This is a genomic window from Ensifer sp. Root954 (genome assembly GCF_001429005.1).
GTDB classification, from domain to species: domain Bacteria; phylum Pseudomonadota; class Alphaproteobacteria; order Rhizobiales; family Rhizobiaceae; genus Ensifer; species Ensifer adhaerens.
This window is the reverse complement of the sequence record NZ_LMJM01000052.1, coordinates 497,888-514,491: the sequence shown is the minus strand read 5'-3', so window position 1 is coordinate 514,491 and position 16,604 is coordinate 497,888. Positions and strand designations below refer to the sequence as shown.

The following is a 16,604-nucleotide window of genomic DNA, read 5'->3' as shown; positions in this document are numbered from 1 at the left end:
TCGCCGACGCCAAACTTGCGCTATAGGCCACACCACTTCGTTTGATCTGGGGATTTTCGATGGCGAATGCAATACGGTTCCATGAAGGCGATATCTCCGCAGCCGACGCCGATCGTTATCGAGGCGCAATCGCGATCGACACGGAAACGCTCGGCCTCATCCCCCGCCGTGATCGCCTTTGCGTGGTGCAGCTGTCTCCGGGCGACGGTACGGCCGACGTGATCCGCATCGCAGCCGGCCAGAAGCAAGCGCCGAACCTCGTCGCCATGCTTGCCGATCCGGCCCGCCAGAAGATCTTCCATTTCGGCCGCTTCGATATCGCCGTCCTCTTCCATACCTTCGGGGTGACGACGACGCCGGTCTTCTGCACCAAGATCGCCTCGCGGCTGACCCGCACTTACACCGATCGCCACGGCCTCAAGGACAACCTCAAGGAAATGCTCGACGTCGACATTTCCAAGCAGCAGCAGTCGTCCGACTGGGCAGCAGAGACCCTGTCGCAGGCGCAGCTCGAATATGCCGCCTCCGACGTGCTGCACCTGCATGCGCTGCGCGACAAGCTGACGGCGCGCCTCATCCGCGATGGTCGCATCGAGCATGCCGAAGCCTGCTTCGCCTTCCTGCCGACGCGCTCCAAGCTTGACCTGCTTGGCTGGGACGAGACGGATATCTTCGCGCACAGCTGAGTTGCGCGGGGCTGTTATGGCGTCAGGTAAAGGACGACCGCATAACGTGCGGCCTTGCCGATGGTGACGAACAGCAGGAACAGCGGCAGCTTCATGCGCAGCAATCCGGCGACCAGCGTCAGTGGGTCGCCGATGACCGGCAGCCAGGAAAGAAGCAGCACCGGCTGGCCGTAGCGGGCAAAGAGCGCCTCTGCCTTTTGCCGATTGGTGGGCGAAACCGGAAACCACCGGCGCCCCTCGAAGCGGATCAGAAAACGCCCGAGCGCAAAATTGACGACGGCGCCGAGCACGTTGCCTGATGTCGCGGCGATGAAGAGGGCAGGGCGGCTCGTTTCGCCGTGCAGGGCGGCGGCCACGATCGCAGCTTCCGACATGCCGAAAAGCAACGTCGCCGACAGGAAGGCCGCGGAAAAGACGCCGGCAAGAATTCCGAAATCCAGGATCAGCTCCTGTCCGTATGACCGAGATCGCGCTCCGGCTCGATGATGTCGCGGATGCGCTGCTTCAGTTCCTTCGGCCCGGGGAAACCGCCGTCCCGCTTGCGCTCCCAGATGAGCGCGTCATCGACGCGGATCTCGAAATTGCCGCCGGTGCCGGGAATGAGCGCCACTTCGCCGAGCGACTGCCCGAACGTCTGCAGCAGTTCCTGCGCCATCCAGCCGGCGCGAAGCAGCCAGTTGCACTGGGTGCAGTAAAGGATGGTGATGCGCGGCTTCTGGTCCATCGGGTGTCTCGGATGTGCTTCGGGCGGCGACCATAGCGGTCGCCTCAGTTGGAAACAACTGCGTTCCGGGGCTCACGCTCACGCTGCGCTCACACGATTGTCAACCAATTTAGTCATGTTTTTATCGGCGGATAGCTTGCTTTGCGCGGTCGTCGCGGCGAGACAATGCGGCATTGCACAAATTGTCGCACCCAACCGCCGGAGAGGCCCCTTAATGACCGACGTCACCGTTTCCAGTTCCCGCCCGCGCGCCATCCTGCCGGCGCTGGAAAAGATCTATCTGCCGCTCAATACATCCGCCGAAACGCTGTTGCGTGTGCTCGCCGGCGCTCTGCTTGCGGTTCACGGTTTTGGCAAGATCACCAATCCCTTCGGCGCGATCGGCATGGTCGAGGGCCTCGGCTTCTATCCCGGCGTCTTCTGGTCGCCGCTGCTCGCCGCGACCGAATTCTTCGGCGGCATTTTGATCGCGATCGGTTTGTTGACGCGCCCGGCTGCCTTTGCCGGCATGATCGTTCTGCTCGTCACCGTCTACTTCCATGGCATCGTGCAGGGTGAGGGCCTCTTCGGCGCAGAGAAGTCGATCCTCTGGGCAGCGATCCTGTTCTTCCTCGCCATCCGCGGCGCCAACAGCCAGTCTGTCGACGCCAAACTCGGCAAGCAGTTCTGATCGAACGAACGACGCTTAGAAAAACGGGGAGGCGGTGAAAACCGGCCTCCCCGTTTTCGTCTTGCAGCTGGTGAGGCTTTCGCCGTCGCGATCTCTCAGGCGCTTTCCTTCGCCGTCACGCTGCGAATGGTCATCCGGTGGACCTTGCCCGACCGGTCGTGCCAGTCGATCGACTGGCCGACGGAGAGCCCGATCAGCGCCGCGCCGACAGGGGTCAGCACAGAGATGCGGCCGGCTTCGATATCGGCCTCGCCGGGATAGACGAGCGTTACCTGCTTGGCAAAACCATTGTCGGCCTCGAAGGCGACGGTGGAGCCCATCTGCACGCTGTCGGCGGGCAGCGCGTCGGGCGCGCCGACCCGGGCGCGGTCGAGTTCAAAGAGCAGTGCCTCGGCCACATCAGGCACGCGCTCGAGCGCGGAGGAGGCGAGCGCCGTCAGCCGCTTGTGGTCTTCGGCATTGATGATGATCGGGGGAAGTTTCTTGCGGGTTGCCGCCATGATGGGACCTGACACGTTCAATCGAAGCGCACGACAGGGCGCAATCGAATAGGTTTTCTGGAGATTAGGCGCTCGTTCAGCCGCGCTCGGAAATTTCTTCTGCCGACGCGAAAGGCTCCCCTGACCCGGAGAGCGCAAGCGTCCGGGCTGGGGTCAGGTTCCTGCGATCGGGCACACCCGGAAGCAGCAATGAGAAGAAATCGTCGGCATCATCATGCCCCAAGGGTCGGAAAGTTCGCTCACGAAGTCAAGGCCCGCATGAACCCGTCCGCATCATCGCATCGCTATGTGACCTCTTGAACAGTGGCCGCGCTCGTGGTCAATCTCCACGGTCGATGCGAAGGGAATGCGATGATGCGGGTGCTGGTGGTTGAAAACATGGCGAAGACCGAGCTCGGCCAGGTCGGCACGGCGCTTCGCGAGGCAAAGGCCGAGATCGAGATCCGCCGCGCCTATCTCGGCGAGGCCGTTCCTGAAACACCGGAAGGATACGACGCACTGGTGGTGCTTGGCGGCGAGCAGAGCGCGCTCGACGATGCCGCCTATCCCTATCTGCCTGATCTTGCCGCGCTGATGCGCCGCTTCGGTGACAGCGGCCGTTCCGTGCTCGGCATCTGCCTCGGCAGCCAGCTTCTCGCCCGCGCCTATGGGGGCCGGAACCTGCTGGGCGAGGCCAAGGAGTTCGGTTGGTGCGAGGTGCAGGTGCGCGGCGAAGGCGCCGAGGACCCGGTCCTTTCCAGCGTCGGTGAGAGCTTCCCGATCTTCCAGTGGCACGGAGACACTTTCACGCTGCCTGAGGGGGCTGTCCATCTCGCCGAAAACGCCGTCACCCGACATCAGGCCTTCCGCGTCGGCCGCGCCGCCTACGGCACCCAATTCCACTTCGAGGCCGACACACACCTGGTCGAAGACTGGAACCGCGCTTTCCCGGACACCATCAAGCGGCTCGATCCCACTTGGCTTGCGCGCTATCGCGAACACGCCGCGCGCCACGGCCGCCAGGCGGATGCCGCGGGCCTGTCTCTTGCTCGCGCCTGGGTCGCGACGATCGTTCGCCATCAGGGCGGCGCGGTGAATGAGGAACCGGCGTTGGAGGAGGTTACCGGATGAGCGAGGCATTAAACGGCGGCTGCTTCTGCGGCAGGATCCGCTATCGGCTGAAGGCGGCGCCGATGTTCGTCAACTGCTGCCATTGCAGCGATTGCCAGCGCCAGGTCGGTAGCGCCTTCGTCGTCAACGGCGTGATCGAGCGCGACAATATCGAACTCATTGAGGGCGAGCCGGTCGTCGTGACGCTTCCGACGGACAGCGGCCGTCCGCATGATGTCTACCGCTGTGCCGAATGCCAGACGGCCCTCTGGAGCGACTACGGCCGGCGCGGCTGGCTTTCCTTCGTCCGGATCGCAAGCCTTGACCGCCCGTCGGACTTCCCGCCAGATGCGCATATCTTCACCCGCTCCAAGGTTGCTTGGCTGTCGCTCGAGGGCGGCGCACCGGCTTTCGAGATTTATTACGACATCAAGACGATGTGGCCGCCGGAAAGCCTGGCACGGCGCGAAGCCGCGGAAGCGAAAGCAAAAGCGTGACAGCCAGCGAACGCGACAAGATGGCAGCCGGAGAATGGTACTCCTGCCTCGTCGACGAACTCGAGGCGCTTCGGATGACGGCGCGCGATGCTGTCCATCAGCACAACACCATGGCGCCGATCGAGCGTGGAAACATGGCGTCGGCGCTGCGGGTGCTGTTCGGTGCGGTCGCTGACGACGTCTTCATCGAGGCGCCATTCCATTGCTCCTACGGCATCAACATCCACCTTGGCGCCCGCGTCTATCTCAATGCCGGCTGCACAATCCTCGACAGCGGCCGCGTGGCGATCGGGTCGGGGACGATGCTGGGGCCGAACGTGCAGATCTATTGCGCCGAGCACCACAGGGATGCCGTGCTTCGCAGCCAAGGCCTCGAAGTCGCCAAGCCGGTGACGATTGGTGCCGATGTCTGGATCGGCGGCGGCGCGATCATTCTCGGCGGTGTCACGATCGGGGATGGCGCGATCGTCGGTGCGGGCTCGGTGGTGACGAAGGACGTGGCGGCCGGCGCCGTGGTCGCCGGCAACCCGGCGCGGCCGCTCCGCCGCGTGTCTACGTAAGGCGATTTCAGGAGGAATGATTTTTGATGACGAATGAGATGAAGACGATCCATGTGCGCCCGGCGCGGCCAGAAGATGCACCTGCGTTGTGCGCTTTCCTCAACGAGATCATCGCGATCGGTGGCACCACCGCCCATCAGACGCCGTTCACGCCTGAGAGCTTCGTGGCGCACTATCTCGCCGGCCCGGGCTTCGTCAGCTGCTTCGTCGCCGAGGACGAGGCGGGTGAGCCTTGCGCCTTCCAGGCGCTCGACCAGTGGGACGGCATACCGCAGGATTGGGCCGACATCGGCACGTTCTCGCGCCCCGACAACAAGGTGCCCGGCGCCGGCACGGCGCTCTTTAATGCCACCTGCGACTTCGCCCGCTCGATCGGCCTGAAAGCCCTCAACGCCACCATCCGTGCGGACAATGTCAGCGGGCTCACCTATTACGGCAAGATGGGTTTCGTCGACTACAAGGTCGACAAGGCGGTGCCGCTGAAGGACGGGCAGTTGGTGGATCGCATTTCGAAGCGGTACGTGCTTGAGGACGGATGAGGCGAGCACTGCCGCTCTGGCAGCGCCACCCTCCCGGTCTTCATCCCCGGGCCTGAAGTTCAGTCCGGGAGGCAGCTGACATCATAGGCTGGATCGGTCTTGAGGAGATCGGCCCACGCCTTGGCGAGAGGCGTCGGCGATAAAAGAGCGCCGACGCTCGCAAAGGGCATCTCTTGAAAGCGTGCCGCTCTAACGGCAGCTTCTGTTCACCATGGCAATGATCGTCTCGTAAAGCTCGTCCTGAGCCTCGTCGGCGGTGATTTCGCTCGTCGCTGCAGCGTGGGACAAGCCATCGGCTGCGCCGAGCATTGCCCAGAAACCGGCCTGTGCGATGCCCCTCTGCCCGATGAACGGGCCCAGCACCTTTCGGCACTTTTCGATATAGACCAGCTGATAGTCCCGTTTGATGGCCGCAAGCTCGGGCGAGCCGGCGAGGGCCGCCAGCACGCCGGGCATCTCGCGACCCTGCGTGAGCACGCAGTCGACATAGGAGGCGGCAATCGTCCTGACTGTCGCTTCCAGCGTTGGGTCGCTCGCGGCAATGGCAGCGTCCATCACCACCGTCTGGCGCACATCAAAATCCTGGTAGAGCGCGGCGAGCAGTCCGTTGCGTGTTCCGAAATGATCATAGACGACCGGCTTGGCGACGGCCGCTTCCTCGGCCAGGCGCGGCAGCGTCAGCACATCGGTCCCTTCCTCGCGAACGAGCCTCCAGGCGACGTCCAGCAGCTGGCGTAGCCGCTGCTCGCGGGTGAGGCGAACGCGTTTGGCGGTGACCGTGTCTGTTTCCATGGTGCTTGACATCACTATATACCAAAAGTAACTTACCTTAAGTATATAGAAGATATCTCCTAACCACAACCATCCGCCTGCCTGACGGGCGGCGGCGAAGCGGCATGCCGACGCATGCCGTTTGCAAAGGATTCGTGCCCAATGACTGACGTCTCACTCCCTCACTCCCAAGGCCGAAGCGCATGGCTCGGCCTCATCGCCGTGCTGCCGCTGGTCCTCATCGTGGCCATGGACGGCTCCATCCTCTATCTCGCCATGCCGCGCGTGACCTCGGCTCTCTTGCCCACCGCGGACCAGGCGCTCTGGATCCTCGATATCTACGGTTTCGTCGTCGGTTCGCTGCTGATTGCCTTCGGCAATATCGGCGATCGCTACGGGCGGTTGAAGCTGATCATGATCGGCGCGGTGATCTTCGGTGCAGGATCGCTCGGTGCGGCCTATGCGCAGTCGCCCATGGCGTTGATTGCTTCCCGGGCGCTGATGGGGCTCGGCGGCGCGACATTGCTGCCCTCGGGGCTGGCAATCGTCAGCGCGCTGTTTCCGGATCCGCGACTGCGGGCGCAGGCGATCGGCATCTTCGCCGCCACCTTTGCAGCCGGCTTCGCCATCGGTCCGGTTATCGGCGGCATCCTGTTGCAGCGGCTCGAGTGGGGCGTGGTGTTCCTGATCAACGTTCCCGTCGTGCTCGGCTTCCTGGTCGCCGCACCCATTCTGCTTCGCGAGGTGCGCTCCACGACCTATGGCCGCATTGACCTGCCAAGCCTTGTCCTGTCCTTTGCCGGTATCCTGCTCACCACCTATTCGCTGAAGACCGCAGCCGCCTACGGCTTCACGCCGCTGCAGACGCTCTCCGGGTTCGTCGGCGTCCTCGCCATCGCGTTGTTTCTTCGCAGGCAAACGCGGATCGCCTATCCGCTGCTCGACCTCGGCCTTTTCCGGGACCGCATCTTTTCTATCGCCATTCTCACCGGCCTCCTGCCGCTGGTCGTCTGGTCCGCCGTCGGTTACCTCTCGGGCATCTATCTGCAATCGGTCCTCGGCTTCGATGTTTTTACCGCAGCACTTTTGACCTTGCCCGGCGCCGTCGTGCTGATGGCGACTTGTGTCGGGACAGCGCGCATCGTCGATGTGGTCGGCCGCAAGACGGCGCTTGTTGCGACGCATTTCCTGATCGCAGCCGGCCTCTTTCTGCTGCTCCTCACCAGCACCGAGGCGGGCGTGGCAGCGCTCATCGCCTCGACTGTGGTTGCGGGCATCGGCTACGGCCTCTCCTTCAGCCTCGTCGCCGAGATCGCCGTGTCGGCGGTGCCTGCCGAACGCGCCGGTGCCGCGGGCTCGATCGCCGAGACCAGCAACGAACTCGGAAATGCGCTCGGTATCACGCTTCTGGGTTCACTGGCGGCACTCAGCTTCCGGCTGCTCGGCCCCGGCGTGGCCGGCACGCTGAACGAAACCCTCGATCAGCCGGGCCTTGCTTCTGAAACGGTGCTGCAGGCCAAGGAAGCCTTCCTCACCGGTCTTCACATCGCGACCGGCGTCGGCGCCCTGTCGCTGCTCGCATTGGGCATCATCGCCTGGCTCTGGCTGCCGAAGAAGCTGCCGGAGTAACCGTCGTGAGAGGTCACTGTGAGACGCCGTGGCCCAGAATAACGGAGTAGCTAGTCCGGGAAACCACGCCTGCGTGCGACCAATCCTGCTGCTCCAGCATCGCCTCACCTTCACAAACCAAAAAGGGCGACCCGAGGGCCGCCCTTTCAAACGTTGAAACATGCGGCGCTGCCGCTTACTCGTCGCCCATCTTGAGGGCGGCGATGAAGGCTTCCTGCGGGATCTCGACCTTGCCGAACTGGCGCATGCGCTTCTTGCCGGCCTTCTGCTTTTCGAGCAGCTTGCGCTTGCGGGTGGCGTCGCCGCCGTAGCACTTGGCGGTCACGTCCTTGCGCAGCGCCGAGATGGTTTCGCGGGCAATGACGTTGCCGCCGATCGCCGCTTGGATCGGGATCTTGAACATGTGCTTCGGGATCAGCTCCTTGAGCTTTTCGCACATTTCGCGGCCGCGCTTTTCGGCTGCCATCCGGTGCACCATCATCGACAGCGCATCGACCGGCTCGCCGTTGACGAGGATCGACATCTTCACAAGGTTGCCTTCCTTGTGCTCGGTGATCTGGTAGTCGAACGAGGCATAACCCTTGGAGATCGACTTCAGGCGGTCGTAGAAATCGAACACGACTTCGTTGAGCGGCAGGTCGTAGGTCAACATCGCGCGGGTGCCGACATAGGTCAGCTCGATCTGGATGCCGCGGCGGTCCTGACAGAGTTTGAGGATGCCGCCGAGATAGTCGTCGGGCGTCAGGATCGTCGCGCGGATCCACGGCTCGTGGATTTCTGCGATCTTGACGACGTCGGGCATATCGGCCGGGTTGTGCAACTCGCGTTCCGAGCCGTCCGTCATGAACAGCTTGTAGACGACCGACGGGGCCGTCGCGATCAGGTCGAGGTCGAACTCGCGCTCGAGACGCTCCTGGATGATTTCGAGGTGTAGCAGACCGAGGAAGCCGCAACGGAAGCCGAAGCCGAGTGCTGCCGAGGATTCCATCTCGAACGAGAACGAGGCGTCGTTGAGGCGCAGCTTGCCCATCGCCGAGCGCAGGTCCTCGAAGTCGGCAGCATCGACCGGGAACAGGCCGCAGAAGACCACCGGCTGTGCCGGCTTGAAGCCCGGCAGCGCGGTTGCGGTCGGGCGCTTGTCCTCGGTGATGGTATCGCCGACGCGGGTGTCGGCCACTTCCTTGATCGAGGCGGTGATGAAACCGATCTCGCCGGGGCCGAGCGCATCCATCGCCACCATCTTCGGGGTCAGCACGCCGACACGTTCGATCGTGTACTTGGCGTCGGTGCCCATCATGCGGATGGTCATGCCCTTCTTGAGCGTGCCGTCGATGATGCGCACGAGAACCATGACGCCGAGATAGGTGTCGTACCAGCTGTCGACGAGCAGGGCCTTCAAGGGCGCCGCATCGCCGCCGTCGCTCTTCGGCGCCGGCAGCTTGGTGACGATCGCTTCGAGGACATCAGGGATGCCGAGGCCGGTCTTCGCCGATATCAGCACGGCGTCGGACGCGTCGATGCCGATCACTTCCTCGATCTGCTCCTTGATGCGGTCCGGTTCGGCCGCCGGCAGGTCGATCTTGTTGAGCACGGTGACGAGTTCGTGGTTGTTGTCGATCGCCTGGTAGACGTTGGCGAGCGTCTGGGCTTCCACGCCCTGCGACGCGTCGACGACAAGCAACGAGCCTTCGCAGGCCGACAGCGAGCGCGAGACTTCGTAGGCGAAGTCGACGTGGCCGGGGGTGTCGATCAGGTTCAGCACGTAGGTTTCGCCATCATTGGCCTTGTAGTGCAGGCGCACCGTCTGGGCCTTGATGGTGATGCCGCGCTCACGCTCGATATCCATGCTGTCGAGCACCTGCTCGGACATCTCGCGCTCGGCGAGGCCACCGGTGGACTGGATCAGCCGGTCAGCAAGCGTCGACTTGCCGTGGTCGATGTGGGCCACGATCGAGAAGTTGCGGATATGCGAAAGGGGCGTCTTCGAAGATGTTGTGCTCATGGGCCGCATATAGCAGTGCCTTCAACCGCCGCAAAGCGGGAAATGAAGGCTTCGTTCACTATAAATCGGCCTATTCGGCCCCCGCTTCCGCATCGACGAGCGCACCGGCATTAGGCACCTGCGCGCTCCTGATCTCGAAGCTCTCGCGCTCGGCCGCCGGCACCTCATCACGTTTGCGCAACCTGAGCAGCACGAAGAAGGCATAAAGCGCGGCAACGGCCATCGCCGCATAGATGAACGTGCGCTGCCCGAACACCGGTGTCAGCAGCGTCACCAGCATCGGCACGACGGTCGCAGCAATCGACCAGGCGACCAGCATGGTGCTGGCAAGCGGCACGAAATCGGCGGGATCCGTGCGGTCGTTGGCATGCGCATTGGCGATCGAATAGACGGTCTCGACCGCGCCGGCAAAGAGCGCGAAGACCAGCATCAGAAGGAGCAGATTGCTGAACGACGCCGAAAGCGCGAAGAAGCCGGCAGCAAGGATCAACAGGCACGTGCCGATCAACACCAGGCGCCGGTCGATCCGGTCCGACAATGTTCCCATCGGATACTGGATGGCGATGAGGCCGAATTGCATGACGAACATCAGATTGGCGACGTCGCTCTGACTGACATTGTTGGCGGCCGCATAGATCGGCGTGAAGCCCTGCACCACCATCGAAAGGCCGCCGGCGGCAAGCACGCCGATGAAGGCGACGGGGGAATTGCGCCAGACCATCGGGATGTCGATGCTCACTTTGGCCGGCGGCGGTGGCGTCGGCAGCCGCGTCAGCCCGATCGGCAAGAGCGCGAGCGCTGTGAAGAAGATGGTGACGAGCGGCGGCAGGTTGCCGTCGGCCGGGATCTGTCCGAACAGCCAGGCGCCGGTGCCGAGCCCGATGACATAGGCCATGTAGAACAGCGCCATCGCCTTGCCGCGCCAGTGGTTTTCGCTCGCATGGTTGAGCCAGCTTTGGGCGATGATGAAATTGGTGTTGCCGGACGCGCCATAAAGCCCGCGGGCCAGTACCCACAAGAGCGGATGCATGCCGAGCGCGATCGTCAGCGCCGAGAGGATGACGAGCGCCATCGAGCAGGAGAAGGCGCGCGCATGGCCGACACGACGGATCATCGGTCCGGCGATGACGCAGCCGATCAGCCCGCCGAAGGCGATCATCGTGACCGCAGCACCCGGCACCCAGTCCGGCGCGTCCGAGCGCGTCAGCGCGAAGGGCACATAGGCGAGCATCATGCCGTTGCCGATCGCCACCGCCGTCATCGAGGCGACGATACTGGCGATCGAGGTCAGCGAGGAGGGCTGTTTTGTCATGTCCAACCTGTCGATGAGGCCGCCCGTGCGGGTGCGCTGGCGTGATGGATGAGGGCTGTCTAAAGTATTGAAGTGAAAGCTTTTCTCGTTTCTGGGTCCGAAGCTGCCACCTTAGCCGAAATACCCTTGTTGCGCTGTCGCCAAAGCGGCATCGCATGCCTGTATTTTCGGTCTTTCGCAGTCTTGACTCCACTATATGAGAAATGCAATCTCAAATAATGGAAAACGTCACCGATCCCCTCGAACATGCCATCGGCGAGCGCATTCGCACGCTGCGGACGCAACAGAACCTGACGCTCGACGAGCTTGCTGCAAGTTCCGGTGTCAGCCGGGCGATGATTTCGCGCATCGAGCGAGGCGAGGCGAGCCCGACCGCCCAGCTTCTTGCCAAGCTCTGCAGCGCGCTCTCAACCACGCTTTCAGCACTCTTTGCCTTTGATGCCGAGGAGGCGTCACCGCTTGCCAGGCGCGCCGACCAGCGGCTCTGGCGCGATCCGGAATCCGGCTATCTGCGCCGCTCCGTCTCGCCGGATGGTCTTGGCTCGCCGATCGATATCGTCGAGGTCGAGTTTCCGCCCGGTGCCCGTGTCGTCTTCGAGAGGCAACCCTCCGATCGCGGCATTACCCAGCACCTCTGGCTCTTTTCCGGGCGGCTCGAAATGACGACCGAATCCGGCTTCCATTCGCTCGAGCCAGGCGATTGCCTGTTCATGGGGCTGGAGGCGGGACACATCTTTCACAACCCCCACGATGAGCCGGCTCACTACGCCGTCATCCTCTGCCGCACCAAGGTTTGACCATGTCCGATATTCAGATCCGCCTGCTGTCTGCGAATGAAGCGCTGGCCGCCATCCCTGCGCTCGCCGAGGTGCTGTCCGATTGCGTCGAGGGTGGCGCCTCGGTCGGCTTCATGCAGCCCTATCCGCCCGAGAGCGCGCTTGCCTACTGGCGCGGCGTCGCCGAGGCGGTTGCTGGCGGCGAGACGTTGCTGATGGTGGCCGAGGTTGCAGGCCGCATCCTCGGCACCGTGCAGGTCGGTGTCGCGCAGATGCCGAACCAGCCGCACCGCGGCGATCTGAAGAAGCTGCTGGTGCATCGCGACGCCCGCGGCAAAGGGCTGGCACGCCGGCTGATGGACGCGGTCGAACGCGAAGCCGCCACCCGTGGCAAGACGCTACTGGTGCTCGACACCGCGACTGGCAGCGATGCCGAGGCGATCTATCCGCGCCTGGGCTGGGAGCGCGTCGGCGTCATCCCCGACTATGCGATGTGGCCGGAAGGCGGCCTCTGCGCCACGACATTCTTCTACAAGCGGATTGCGGCTTAGCGGCATTTATTGTGTCTCGCGATTGCCCCTCTCCTCGGGTTGAAACCGAGGACTAGCCCTCTCCCCGCAGGCGGGGAGAGGGGACGTGCCAGTTCGCAAAGCTGTCGGGCGAAGCCATCGCCCTTCAACAGTGCTGTTGTTGAAGCGAGCGGGTGCCGCGCGTCTCCGTCGCCCCGCTTGCAGGGAGAAGGTGGTCGGCAGGCCGGATGAGGGCGCACGCCGAGATAGCCAGCAGCCCGACTCCTGTCGTAGGTTGCCCGCGCCCGCCAGTCGCACCCGAACAGGATACCCCCATGCGCATCTACTACTCCGAAGACCACAAGCTCCGCGACGCCAAGACCGAACTTTTCGGCGGCGAACTCGTGCCGCCTTTCGAGGCGCCGTTCCGCGCCGAATGGATCCTGGCGGCGGTGAAGGAAGCGGGGTTCCTTGATGTCGTGGCACCCGAGCGTCACGGTCTCGATGTCGCTCTCAAGCTGCACGCGCCCGATTACCTCGACTTCCTCGAAACCGCCTGGTCGCGCTGGGTCGCCGATGGCTACAGGGGGGAGGCGATCCCGGCCTGCTTCCCGGCGCGGCGCATGCGCCAGCATCCGCCGAGGGATATCGACGGCGCGCTCGGTTACTATTCCTTCGCGGCGGAAACGGCGATCACTGAGGGTACCTACGCCGCCGCCCGCGCGGCGATGGATTGCGCCATCTCGGCGGCCGACCACATCCACGCCAGGAGCCGTGCCGCCTTCGCGCTCTGCCGCCCGCCCGGCCATCATGCGGCGATCGATCTCTATGGCGGCTATTCCTTCATCAACAATGCCGCCTGCGCCGCGCAGCGCTTGCGGGATCATGGTGCCCAGAAGGTCGCCGTGCTCGATGTCGATTTCCACCACGGCAACGGCACCCAGGATATTTTCTACGAACGCGGCGACGTTTACTTCGCCTCGCTGCATGGCGACCCGGTCGAGGCCTTCCCGCATTTCCTCGGCTTTGCCGACGAGGAGGGTGCCGGTGCCGGGCTCGGCACGACGAAAAACTATCCGCTGCCGCGCGGCACCCTGTTTGATGCCTGGTCGGGCGCCATGGCCGACGCGCTCTCGCGCATCGAGGCCTTCGGTGCCGAAGCCCTGGTCGTCTCGCTCGGCGTCGATACCTTCGAGCGCGACCCGATCTCGTTCTTCCAGCTGAAGTCCGAAGATTATCTGCGCATGGGCGAGGCGTTGCGGCGCACCGGCCTGCCGGTCGTCGTCTGCATGGAGGGGGGCTACGGCGTGCCGGAAATCGGCCTCAACGTCGCCAACGTGCTGAGAGGTATTTCCGGCTAGGATTCCGTCATCGGAAAAGCGTTTTGCCACTATTGACCTCAACTATACTTGAGGTCGTACGACTGCTCTCGTTCAAAAAGAGATGAGAGGAAAAGAGCTATGAGCAGTCAATCAAATAGCGTGGCGCCGCTTTACCGCATCAACAAATACACCGTGCCGGCGGAAGCGCGGCCGCAGTTCGTCGAGCTGGTCGACAAGACGCTGGCCGTCATCCGCAAGCAGGATGGATATGTGAAGGACCTGTTCCTGGAGCAGCACGCCGGTCCTGGCCAGTTTGACTTCATCACCATGATCGAATTCGCCAATGCCGACGTCGCGCCGAAGGTCGCAGCCGCGCTCATCGAGTTCGACCGCCAGCTCGGCCTCGATCGCGAGGCGCTGATGAAGGTGCTCGACATCCGCACCGACTTTGCCAGCTACCGGGCTTTCGGCGGTCTGGCTGCCTAGAGCAATTCCAGGAAACGTGTACAGCGGTTTCGGTCCGGAATTGCGTGCCACAGATGGTCAGAACGAAAAGGCCCGGCAGTTGGCCGGGCCGATCCACACGCCTGATGTGAATATGTGTCAGGAGACGAAGAACGATGACAGGCCCTGACCGGCGGCAAAGGCCATATAGGCAAGCACGGTGAAGTAGACCGTGGTCGCGATCAGGAAGAGATAGCCCCCGGCCACCATCAGTCCGTCGCGCTGGATGATACCGAGCGAGAGTAAGAGGATCGCGATCCCCGGCAGCGTGTTCGACAGCGGGATCAGGCCGAGCGGGAACATCAGGAGAATGCCGCCGGCCATGATCATCAGGCCGTTGAATCGGTTCATCAGCGCGCCCTGCGTCAGGAAACCGAGACGCGGACGGACGTAACGATCCAGCTTGGAAACGAGATCCGCGCCTTTCTGCAGCGTCGGCACCAGCTTCTCGGTTTCGATCCGGCGATCGAGAATGCGCTGCGGCATCCACGGCAGGCGATTGAGCGTGACCGATACGGAAATCAGGATGATCGCTGCGCCGAAGACGGTGCTGACGCCCGGGATCGATACCGGCAGCAGAAACGGCAGCGTCAGCAGGGCGCACAGCAGCAGGAAGCCCTGTTCGCCGATTTCCGTCATCAGCTCGCGTAGCGTGATCGTCTCGCCGCGGATCGAGGCAATCATGCCGTTGAGCGTGTCGCTGAGACTGCGTTGCGTGTCGCCGAACTCGATTGCCATTGGAGCTTGCCTCTCTTTTCTTTGGTGCCCGTCCTATCAAGAGCGTGTCAAGGATCGGTTATTGTGTGCCCTGATGGCCACGCCAGCCGCTGGCGAAGCTGGATTTGCCGGTAAACCTTGGCGTGAATGGGACGCCTCTTCATCTTCCTGCCGCAATCGCGAGTATGAAGCAACTTCGAGCACCAATGGGGACAACTGATTCCATGATCAAGAAATGCGCCATTCTGGCTGTCGCGGCCATCTATCTTTCGGGATGCACCACCACCGATCCCTATACGGGCGAGCAGAAGATGTCGAACACGGCCGGTGGCGCGCTGATCGGCGCAGGCCTCGGCGCGGCAACCGGTCTGCTGGTTGGCGGCAGTGCCGCAGGACGGCGTGACTCCGCACTCGTCGGCGCCGCAATCGGCGGTCTCGGCGGCGGCCTGATCGGCAACTACATGGACAACCAGGAAGCCGAACTGCGCGCCCAGTTGCAGGGCACCGGCGTATCGGTCACCCGCGCCGGCGACCGCATCATCCTCAACATGCCGTCCAACATCACGTTCGCGACCGACCGCGACCAGGTGATCCCGGCCTTCTACGACACGCTGAACTCGGTGGCGATCGTGCTGCGCAAGTTCAACAAGACGATGATCGACGTCGATGGCCACACCGACGCGACCGGCAGCGCCTCCTACAACCAGGGCCTCTCCGAGCGCCGTGCCGCTTCGGTCGCCAACTACCTGGCGGGCCAGGGCGTCGACCAGCGCCGCATGTCGGCCATGGGCTACGGCAAGGAGCGTCCGATCGCGTCCAACGGAAGCGAAGCCGGCCGCGCGCAGAACCGCCGCGTCGAAATCTCGATCGCGCCGATCAAGGCCTGATCGGCCGAAAGCGACCGCTTGCAATCGAAGGGCTGCGCCGCAAGGCGCGGCCCTTTTCATGCCTTGCCGGGCTAGAAACGGTAGCGCAACAGGCGGCCCATCCGGCGCAGCATCGGCAGGGCGCTGACGACATGCGCCGCTATCCGCGCCATCGGCGACAGGCGTGCGACCTGGCCTGAATCATACTCGCTGATCTCGTCGAGCAACGTCAGCCCGGGCACGTCGCGTTCCAGCGTTTGCGCGTTTTCCAGCCCCCAGCGAAGCTCCGCCCCCGTTGCCCGCAGCGATGGGCTCAGCCGCAAAAGCTCGATACCGAGATGGCTGTAGGCGTCGAAGACGATTTCCCCGCCGGCAAGACAGGAGGTCAGCCGTCGCAAGAGGTCGCGGACCTCGTGTTCTGAGAGATAGGGAAACACGCCCTCGGCGACGACGATCGCCGGGCGGTCCGCCGGAACGAGGTCGATCCACTCACGCTCCGTTATCGAGGAGGCGATCGTCGTGCAGCCGGCGCGCGCCGGGAAAAGCTGTCGCCGCAAGGCGATCACATCGGGAAAGTCGACATCGAACCAGCCGATGGACGCCGGCGGATCGAGCCGCAATATACGTGTGTCGAGACCGCAGCCGAGGTTGAGCACGATTGCGTCCGGGTGGCGCCCGATAAAGGCGCGCGCCCAGCGGTCGAGCATATGGGCGCGCACGGCAATGCCGATGGTCATGTCGTGGCCGGCATCGGGCGGTTTCGGCCTGCCGGCGAGCTGCCGCATGAGATCGGCGGCAAAGTGATCGTTGAGCAGGGAATCCGGGAACGCGCTCTCTGCGGCTTTGGCCTGGAGCGTGACCAGCAAGGTCTCCCGTACGCCGTGAAGGCCGATCTCCTCGGCTTCCATCCTCTCCTCCCAAGGGCGTGATG

20 protein-coding genes are annotated in these 16,604 nt (G+C 63.6%); 12 read left to right on the top strand and 8 right to left on the bottom strand.

All coding sequences use genetic code 11. From position 1 onward, the window contains the following. Positions 1-59 precede the first annotated feature (59 nt). Positions 60-686 (top strand): ribonuclease D, encoded by a 627-nt coding sequence (locus tag ASE71_RS33065; protein WP_029742400.1) that lies wholly within the window; start codon positions 60-62, stop codon positions 684-686. A 14-nt stretch (positions 687-700) separates the two neighbouring features. Here the strand turns inward: ASE71_RS33065 and ASE71_RS33060 are convergent, their stop codons facing one another. Both ASE71_RS33060 and ASE71_RS33055 read right to left on the bottom strand, forming a co-directional pair. Further along, complete coding sequence (locus ASE71_RS33060) at positions 701-1,045, bottom strand: YqaA family protein (protein ID WP_082566375.1); 345 nt, start codon at positions 1,043-1,045, stop codon at positions 701-703. Between the two features lie 83 nt (positions 1,046-1,128). Continuing rightward, on the bottom strand, positions 1,129-1,410 hold the full coding sequence (locus ASE71_RS33055) for a SelT/SelW/SelH family protein (RefSeq protein WP_029742402.1): 282 nt from the start codon (positions 1,408-1,410) through the stop codon (positions 1,129-1,131). A 214-nt stretch (positions 1,411-1,624) separates the two neighbouring features. Between ASE71_RS33055 and ASE71_RS33050 the strand changes: the two genes are divergently transcribed. Further along, on the top strand, positions 1,625-2,080 hold the full coding sequence (locus ASE71_RS33050) for a DoxX family protein (RefSeq protein WP_060519540.1): 456 nt from the start codon (positions 1,625-1,627) through the stop codon (positions 2,078-2,080). A gap of 95 nt (positions 2,081-2,175) precedes the next feature. Here the strand turns inward: ASE71_RS33050 and rnk are convergent, their stop codons facing one another. Then, positions 2,176-2,580: a nucleoside diphosphate kinase regulator gene (gene rnk / locus ASE71_RS33045; protein ID WP_060519542.1), complete on the bottom strand. Its 405-nt coding sequence runs from the start codon at positions 2,578-2,580 to the stop codon at positions 2,176-2,178. A gap of 354 nt (positions 2,581-2,934) precedes the next feature. Between rnk and ASE71_RS33040 the strand changes: the two genes are divergently transcribed. From ASE71_RS33040 to ASE71_RS33025, 4 genes are read left to right on the top strand one after another with little or no spacing between them, the layout of a single operon-like run. After that, the gene (locus ASE71_RS33040) at positions 2,935-3,690 is read left to right on the top strand and encodes a type 1 glutamine amidotransferase (RefSeq protein WP_060519873.1); all 756 of its coding nucleotides are present in this window, start codon (positions 2,935-2,937) and stop codon (positions 3,688-3,690) included. Further along, the gene (locus tag ASE71_RS33035) at positions 3,687-4,166 is read left to right on the top strand and encodes a GFA family protein (protein WP_060519544.1); all 480 of its coding nucleotides are present in this window, start codon (positions 3,687-3,689) and stop codon (positions 4,164-4,166) included. Before ASE71_RS33040 ends, ASE71_RS33035 begins: the two co-directional genes overlap by 4 nt. Beyond that, on the top strand, positions 4,163-4,726 hold the full coding sequence (locus tag ASE71_RS33030) for a sugar O-acetyltransferase (RefSeq protein ID WP_060519546.1): 564 nt from the start codon (positions 4,163-4,165) through the stop codon (positions 4,724-4,726). Before ASE71_RS33035 ends, ASE71_RS33030 begins: the two co-directional genes overlap by 4 nt. Before the next feature lie 26 nt (positions 4,727-4,752). After that, entirely contained in the window at positions 4,753-5,265 is a 513-nt protein-coding gene (locus ASE71_RS33025) for a GNAT family N-acetyltransferase (RefSeq protein ID WP_060519548.1), read from the top strand. Between the two features lie 189 nt (positions 5,266-5,454). Here the strand turns inward: ASE71_RS33025 and ASE71_RS33020 are convergent, their stop codons facing one another. Further along, the gene (locus ASE71_RS33020; RefSeq protein WP_060519550.1) at positions 5,455-6,069 is read right to left on the bottom strand and encodes a TetR/AcrR family transcriptional regulator; all 615 of its coding nucleotides are present in this window, start codon (positions 6,067-6,069) and stop codon (positions 5,455-5,457) included. A 129-nt stretch (positions 6,070-6,198) separates the two neighbouring features. Between ASE71_RS33020 and ASE71_RS33015 the strand changes: the two genes are divergently transcribed. Next, on the top strand, positions 6,199-7,665 hold the full coding sequence (locus ASE71_RS33015; RefSeq protein WP_060519552.1) for an MFS transporter: 1,467 nt from the start codon (positions 6,199-6,201) through the stop codon (positions 7,663-7,665). A 175-nt stretch (positions 7,666-7,840) separates the two neighbouring features. Here ASE71_RS33015 and lepA read toward each other — a convergent pair whose 3' ends face one another. After that, complete coding sequence (gene lepA / locus ASE71_RS33010; protein ID WP_370689543.1) at positions 7,841-9,667, bottom strand: translation elongation factor 4; 1,827 nt, start codon at positions 9,665-9,667, stop codon at positions 7,841-7,843. Positions 9,668-9,737: 70 nt separating this feature from the next. Beyond that, entirely contained in the window at positions 9,738-10,979 is a 1,242-nt protein-coding gene (locus ASE71_RS33005; protein ID WP_029742415.1) for an MFS transporter, read from the bottom strand. A 218-nt stretch (positions 10,980-11,197) separates the two neighbouring features. Here ASE71_RS33005 and ASE71_RS33000 point away from each other — a divergent pair, with 218 nt between their 5' ends. The 4 genes from ASE71_RS33000 to ASE71_RS32985 all read left to right on the top strand — a co-directional run bounded on the left by ASE71_RS33000 (position 11,198) and on the right by ASE71_RS32985 (position 14,072). Next, positions 11,198-11,776, top strand: coding sequence for a helix-turn-helix domain-containing protein (locus ASE71_RS33000; RefSeq protein WP_082566367.1), 579 nt, complete (start codon positions 11,198-11,200; stop codon positions 11,774-11,776). Positions 11,777-11,778: 2 nt separating this feature from the next. Continuing rightward, positions 11,779-12,306, top strand: a complete 528-nt coding sequence (locus ASE71_RS32995) for a GNAT family N-acetyltransferase (protein WP_060519556.1) — start codon at positions 11,779-11,781, stop codon at positions 12,304-12,306. A 293-nt stretch (positions 12,307-12,599) separates the two neighbouring features. Then, complete coding sequence (locus tag ASE71_RS32990) at positions 12,600-13,625, top strand: histone deacetylase family protein (protein WP_060519558.1); 1,026 nt, start codon at positions 12,600-12,602, stop codon at positions 13,623-13,625. A gap of 99 nt (positions 13,626-13,724) precedes the next feature. Then, a complete protein-coding gene (locus ASE71_RS32985; protein WP_060519560.1) occupies positions 13,725-14,072 on the top strand; it encodes a hypothetical protein in 348 nt (115 codons plus the stop codon). A 117-nt stretch (positions 14,073-14,189) separates the two neighbouring features. Here the strand turns inward: ASE71_RS32985 and ASE71_RS32980 are convergent, their stop codons facing one another. After that, positions 14,190-14,828, bottom strand: a complete 639-nt coding sequence (locus ASE71_RS32980) for an exopolysaccharide biosynthesis protein (RefSeq protein ID WP_060519562.1) — start codon at positions 14,826-14,828, stop codon at positions 14,190-14,192. A gap of 203 nt (positions 14,829-15,031) precedes the next feature. Between ASE71_RS32980 and ASE71_RS32975 the strand changes: the two genes are divergently transcribed. Further along, the gene (locus ASE71_RS32975) at positions 15,032-15,694 is read left to right on the top strand and encodes an OmpA family protein (RefSeq protein ID WP_029742421.1); all 663 of its coding nucleotides are present in this window, start codon (positions 15,032-15,034) and stop codon (positions 15,692-15,694) included. 71 nt (positions 15,695-15,765) lie between these two features. On the opposite strand, the gene ASE71_RS32970 is transcribed toward ASE71_RS32975, so the two are convergent. After that, positions 15,766-16,581, bottom strand: a complete 816-nt coding sequence (locus ASE71_RS32970; protein ID WP_060519564.1) for a class I SAM-dependent methyltransferase — start codon at positions 16,579-16,581, stop codon at positions 15,766-15,768. Positions 16,582-16,604: the final 23 nt, after the last annotated feature.

Coding starts and splice junctions, on each gene's coding strand:
- ASE71_RS33065 (WP_029742400.1), top strand. CDS start 60: ATGGCGAATGCAATACGGTTCCATGAAGGCGATATCTCCGCAGCCGAC.
- ASE71_RS33055 (WP_029742402.1), bottom strand. CDS start 1,410: ATGGACCAGAAGCCGCGCATCACCATCCTTTACTGCACCCAGTGCAAC.
- ASE71_RS33050 (WP_060519540.1), top strand. CDS start 1,625: ATGACCGACGTCACCGTTTCCAGTTCCCGCCCGCGCGCCATCCTGCCG.
- rnk (WP_060519542.1), bottom strand. CDS start 2,580: ATGGCGGCAACCCGCAAGAAACTTCCCCCGATCATCATCAATGCCGAA.
- ASE71_RS33040 (WP_060519873.1), top strand. CDS start 2,935: ATGCGGGTGCTGGTGGTTGAAAACATGGCGAAGACCGAGCTCGGCCAG.
- ASE71_RS33035 (WP_060519544.1), top strand. CDS start 3,687: ATGAGCGAGGCATTAAACGGCGGCTGCTTCTGCGGCAGGATCCGCTAT.
- ASE71_RS33025 (WP_060519548.1), top strand. CDS start 4,753: ATGACGAATGAGATGAAGACGATCCATGTGCGCCCGGCGCGGCCAGAA.
- ASE71_RS33020 (WP_060519550.1), bottom strand. CDS start 6,069: ATGTCAAGCACCATGGAAACAGACACGGTCACCGCCAAACGCGTTCGC.
- ASE71_RS33015 (WP_060519552.1), top strand. CDS start 6,199: ATGACTGACGTCTCACTCCCTCACTCCCAAGGCCGAAGCGCATGGCTC.
- lepA (WP_370689543.1), bottom strand. CDS start 9,667: ATGAGCACAACATCTTCGAAGACGCCCCTTTCGCATATCCGCAACTTC.
- ASE71_RS33005 (WP_029742415.1), bottom strand. CDS start 10,979: ATGACAAAACAGCCCTCCTCGCTGACCTCGATCGCCAGTATCGTCGCC.
- ASE71_RS33000 (WP_082566367.1), top strand. CDS start 11,198: ATGGAAAACGTCACCGATCCCCTCGAACATGCCATCGGCGAGCGCATT.
- ASE71_RS32995 (WP_060519556.1), top strand. CDS start 11,779: ATGTCCGATATTCAGATCCGCCTGCTGTCTGCGAATGAAGCGCTGGCC.
- ASE71_RS32990 (WP_060519558.1), top strand. CDS start 12,600: ATGCGCATCTACTACTCCGAAGACCACAAGCTCCGCGACGCCAAGACC.
- ASE71_RS32985 (WP_060519560.1), top strand. CDS start 13,725: ATGAGCAGTCAATCAAATAGCGTGGCGCCGCTTTACCGCATCAACAAA.
- ASE71_RS32980 (WP_060519562.1), bottom strand. CDS start 14,828: ATGGCAATCGAGTTCGGCGACACGCAACGCAGTCTCAGCGACACGCTC.
- ASE71_RS32975 (WP_029742421.1), top strand. CDS start 15,032: ATGATCAAGAAATGCGCCATTCTGGCTGTCGCGGCCATCTATCTTTCG.
- ASE71_RS32970 (WP_060519564.1), bottom strand. CDS start 16,581: ATGGAAGCCGAGGAGATCGGCCTTCACGGCGTACGGGAGACCTTGCTG.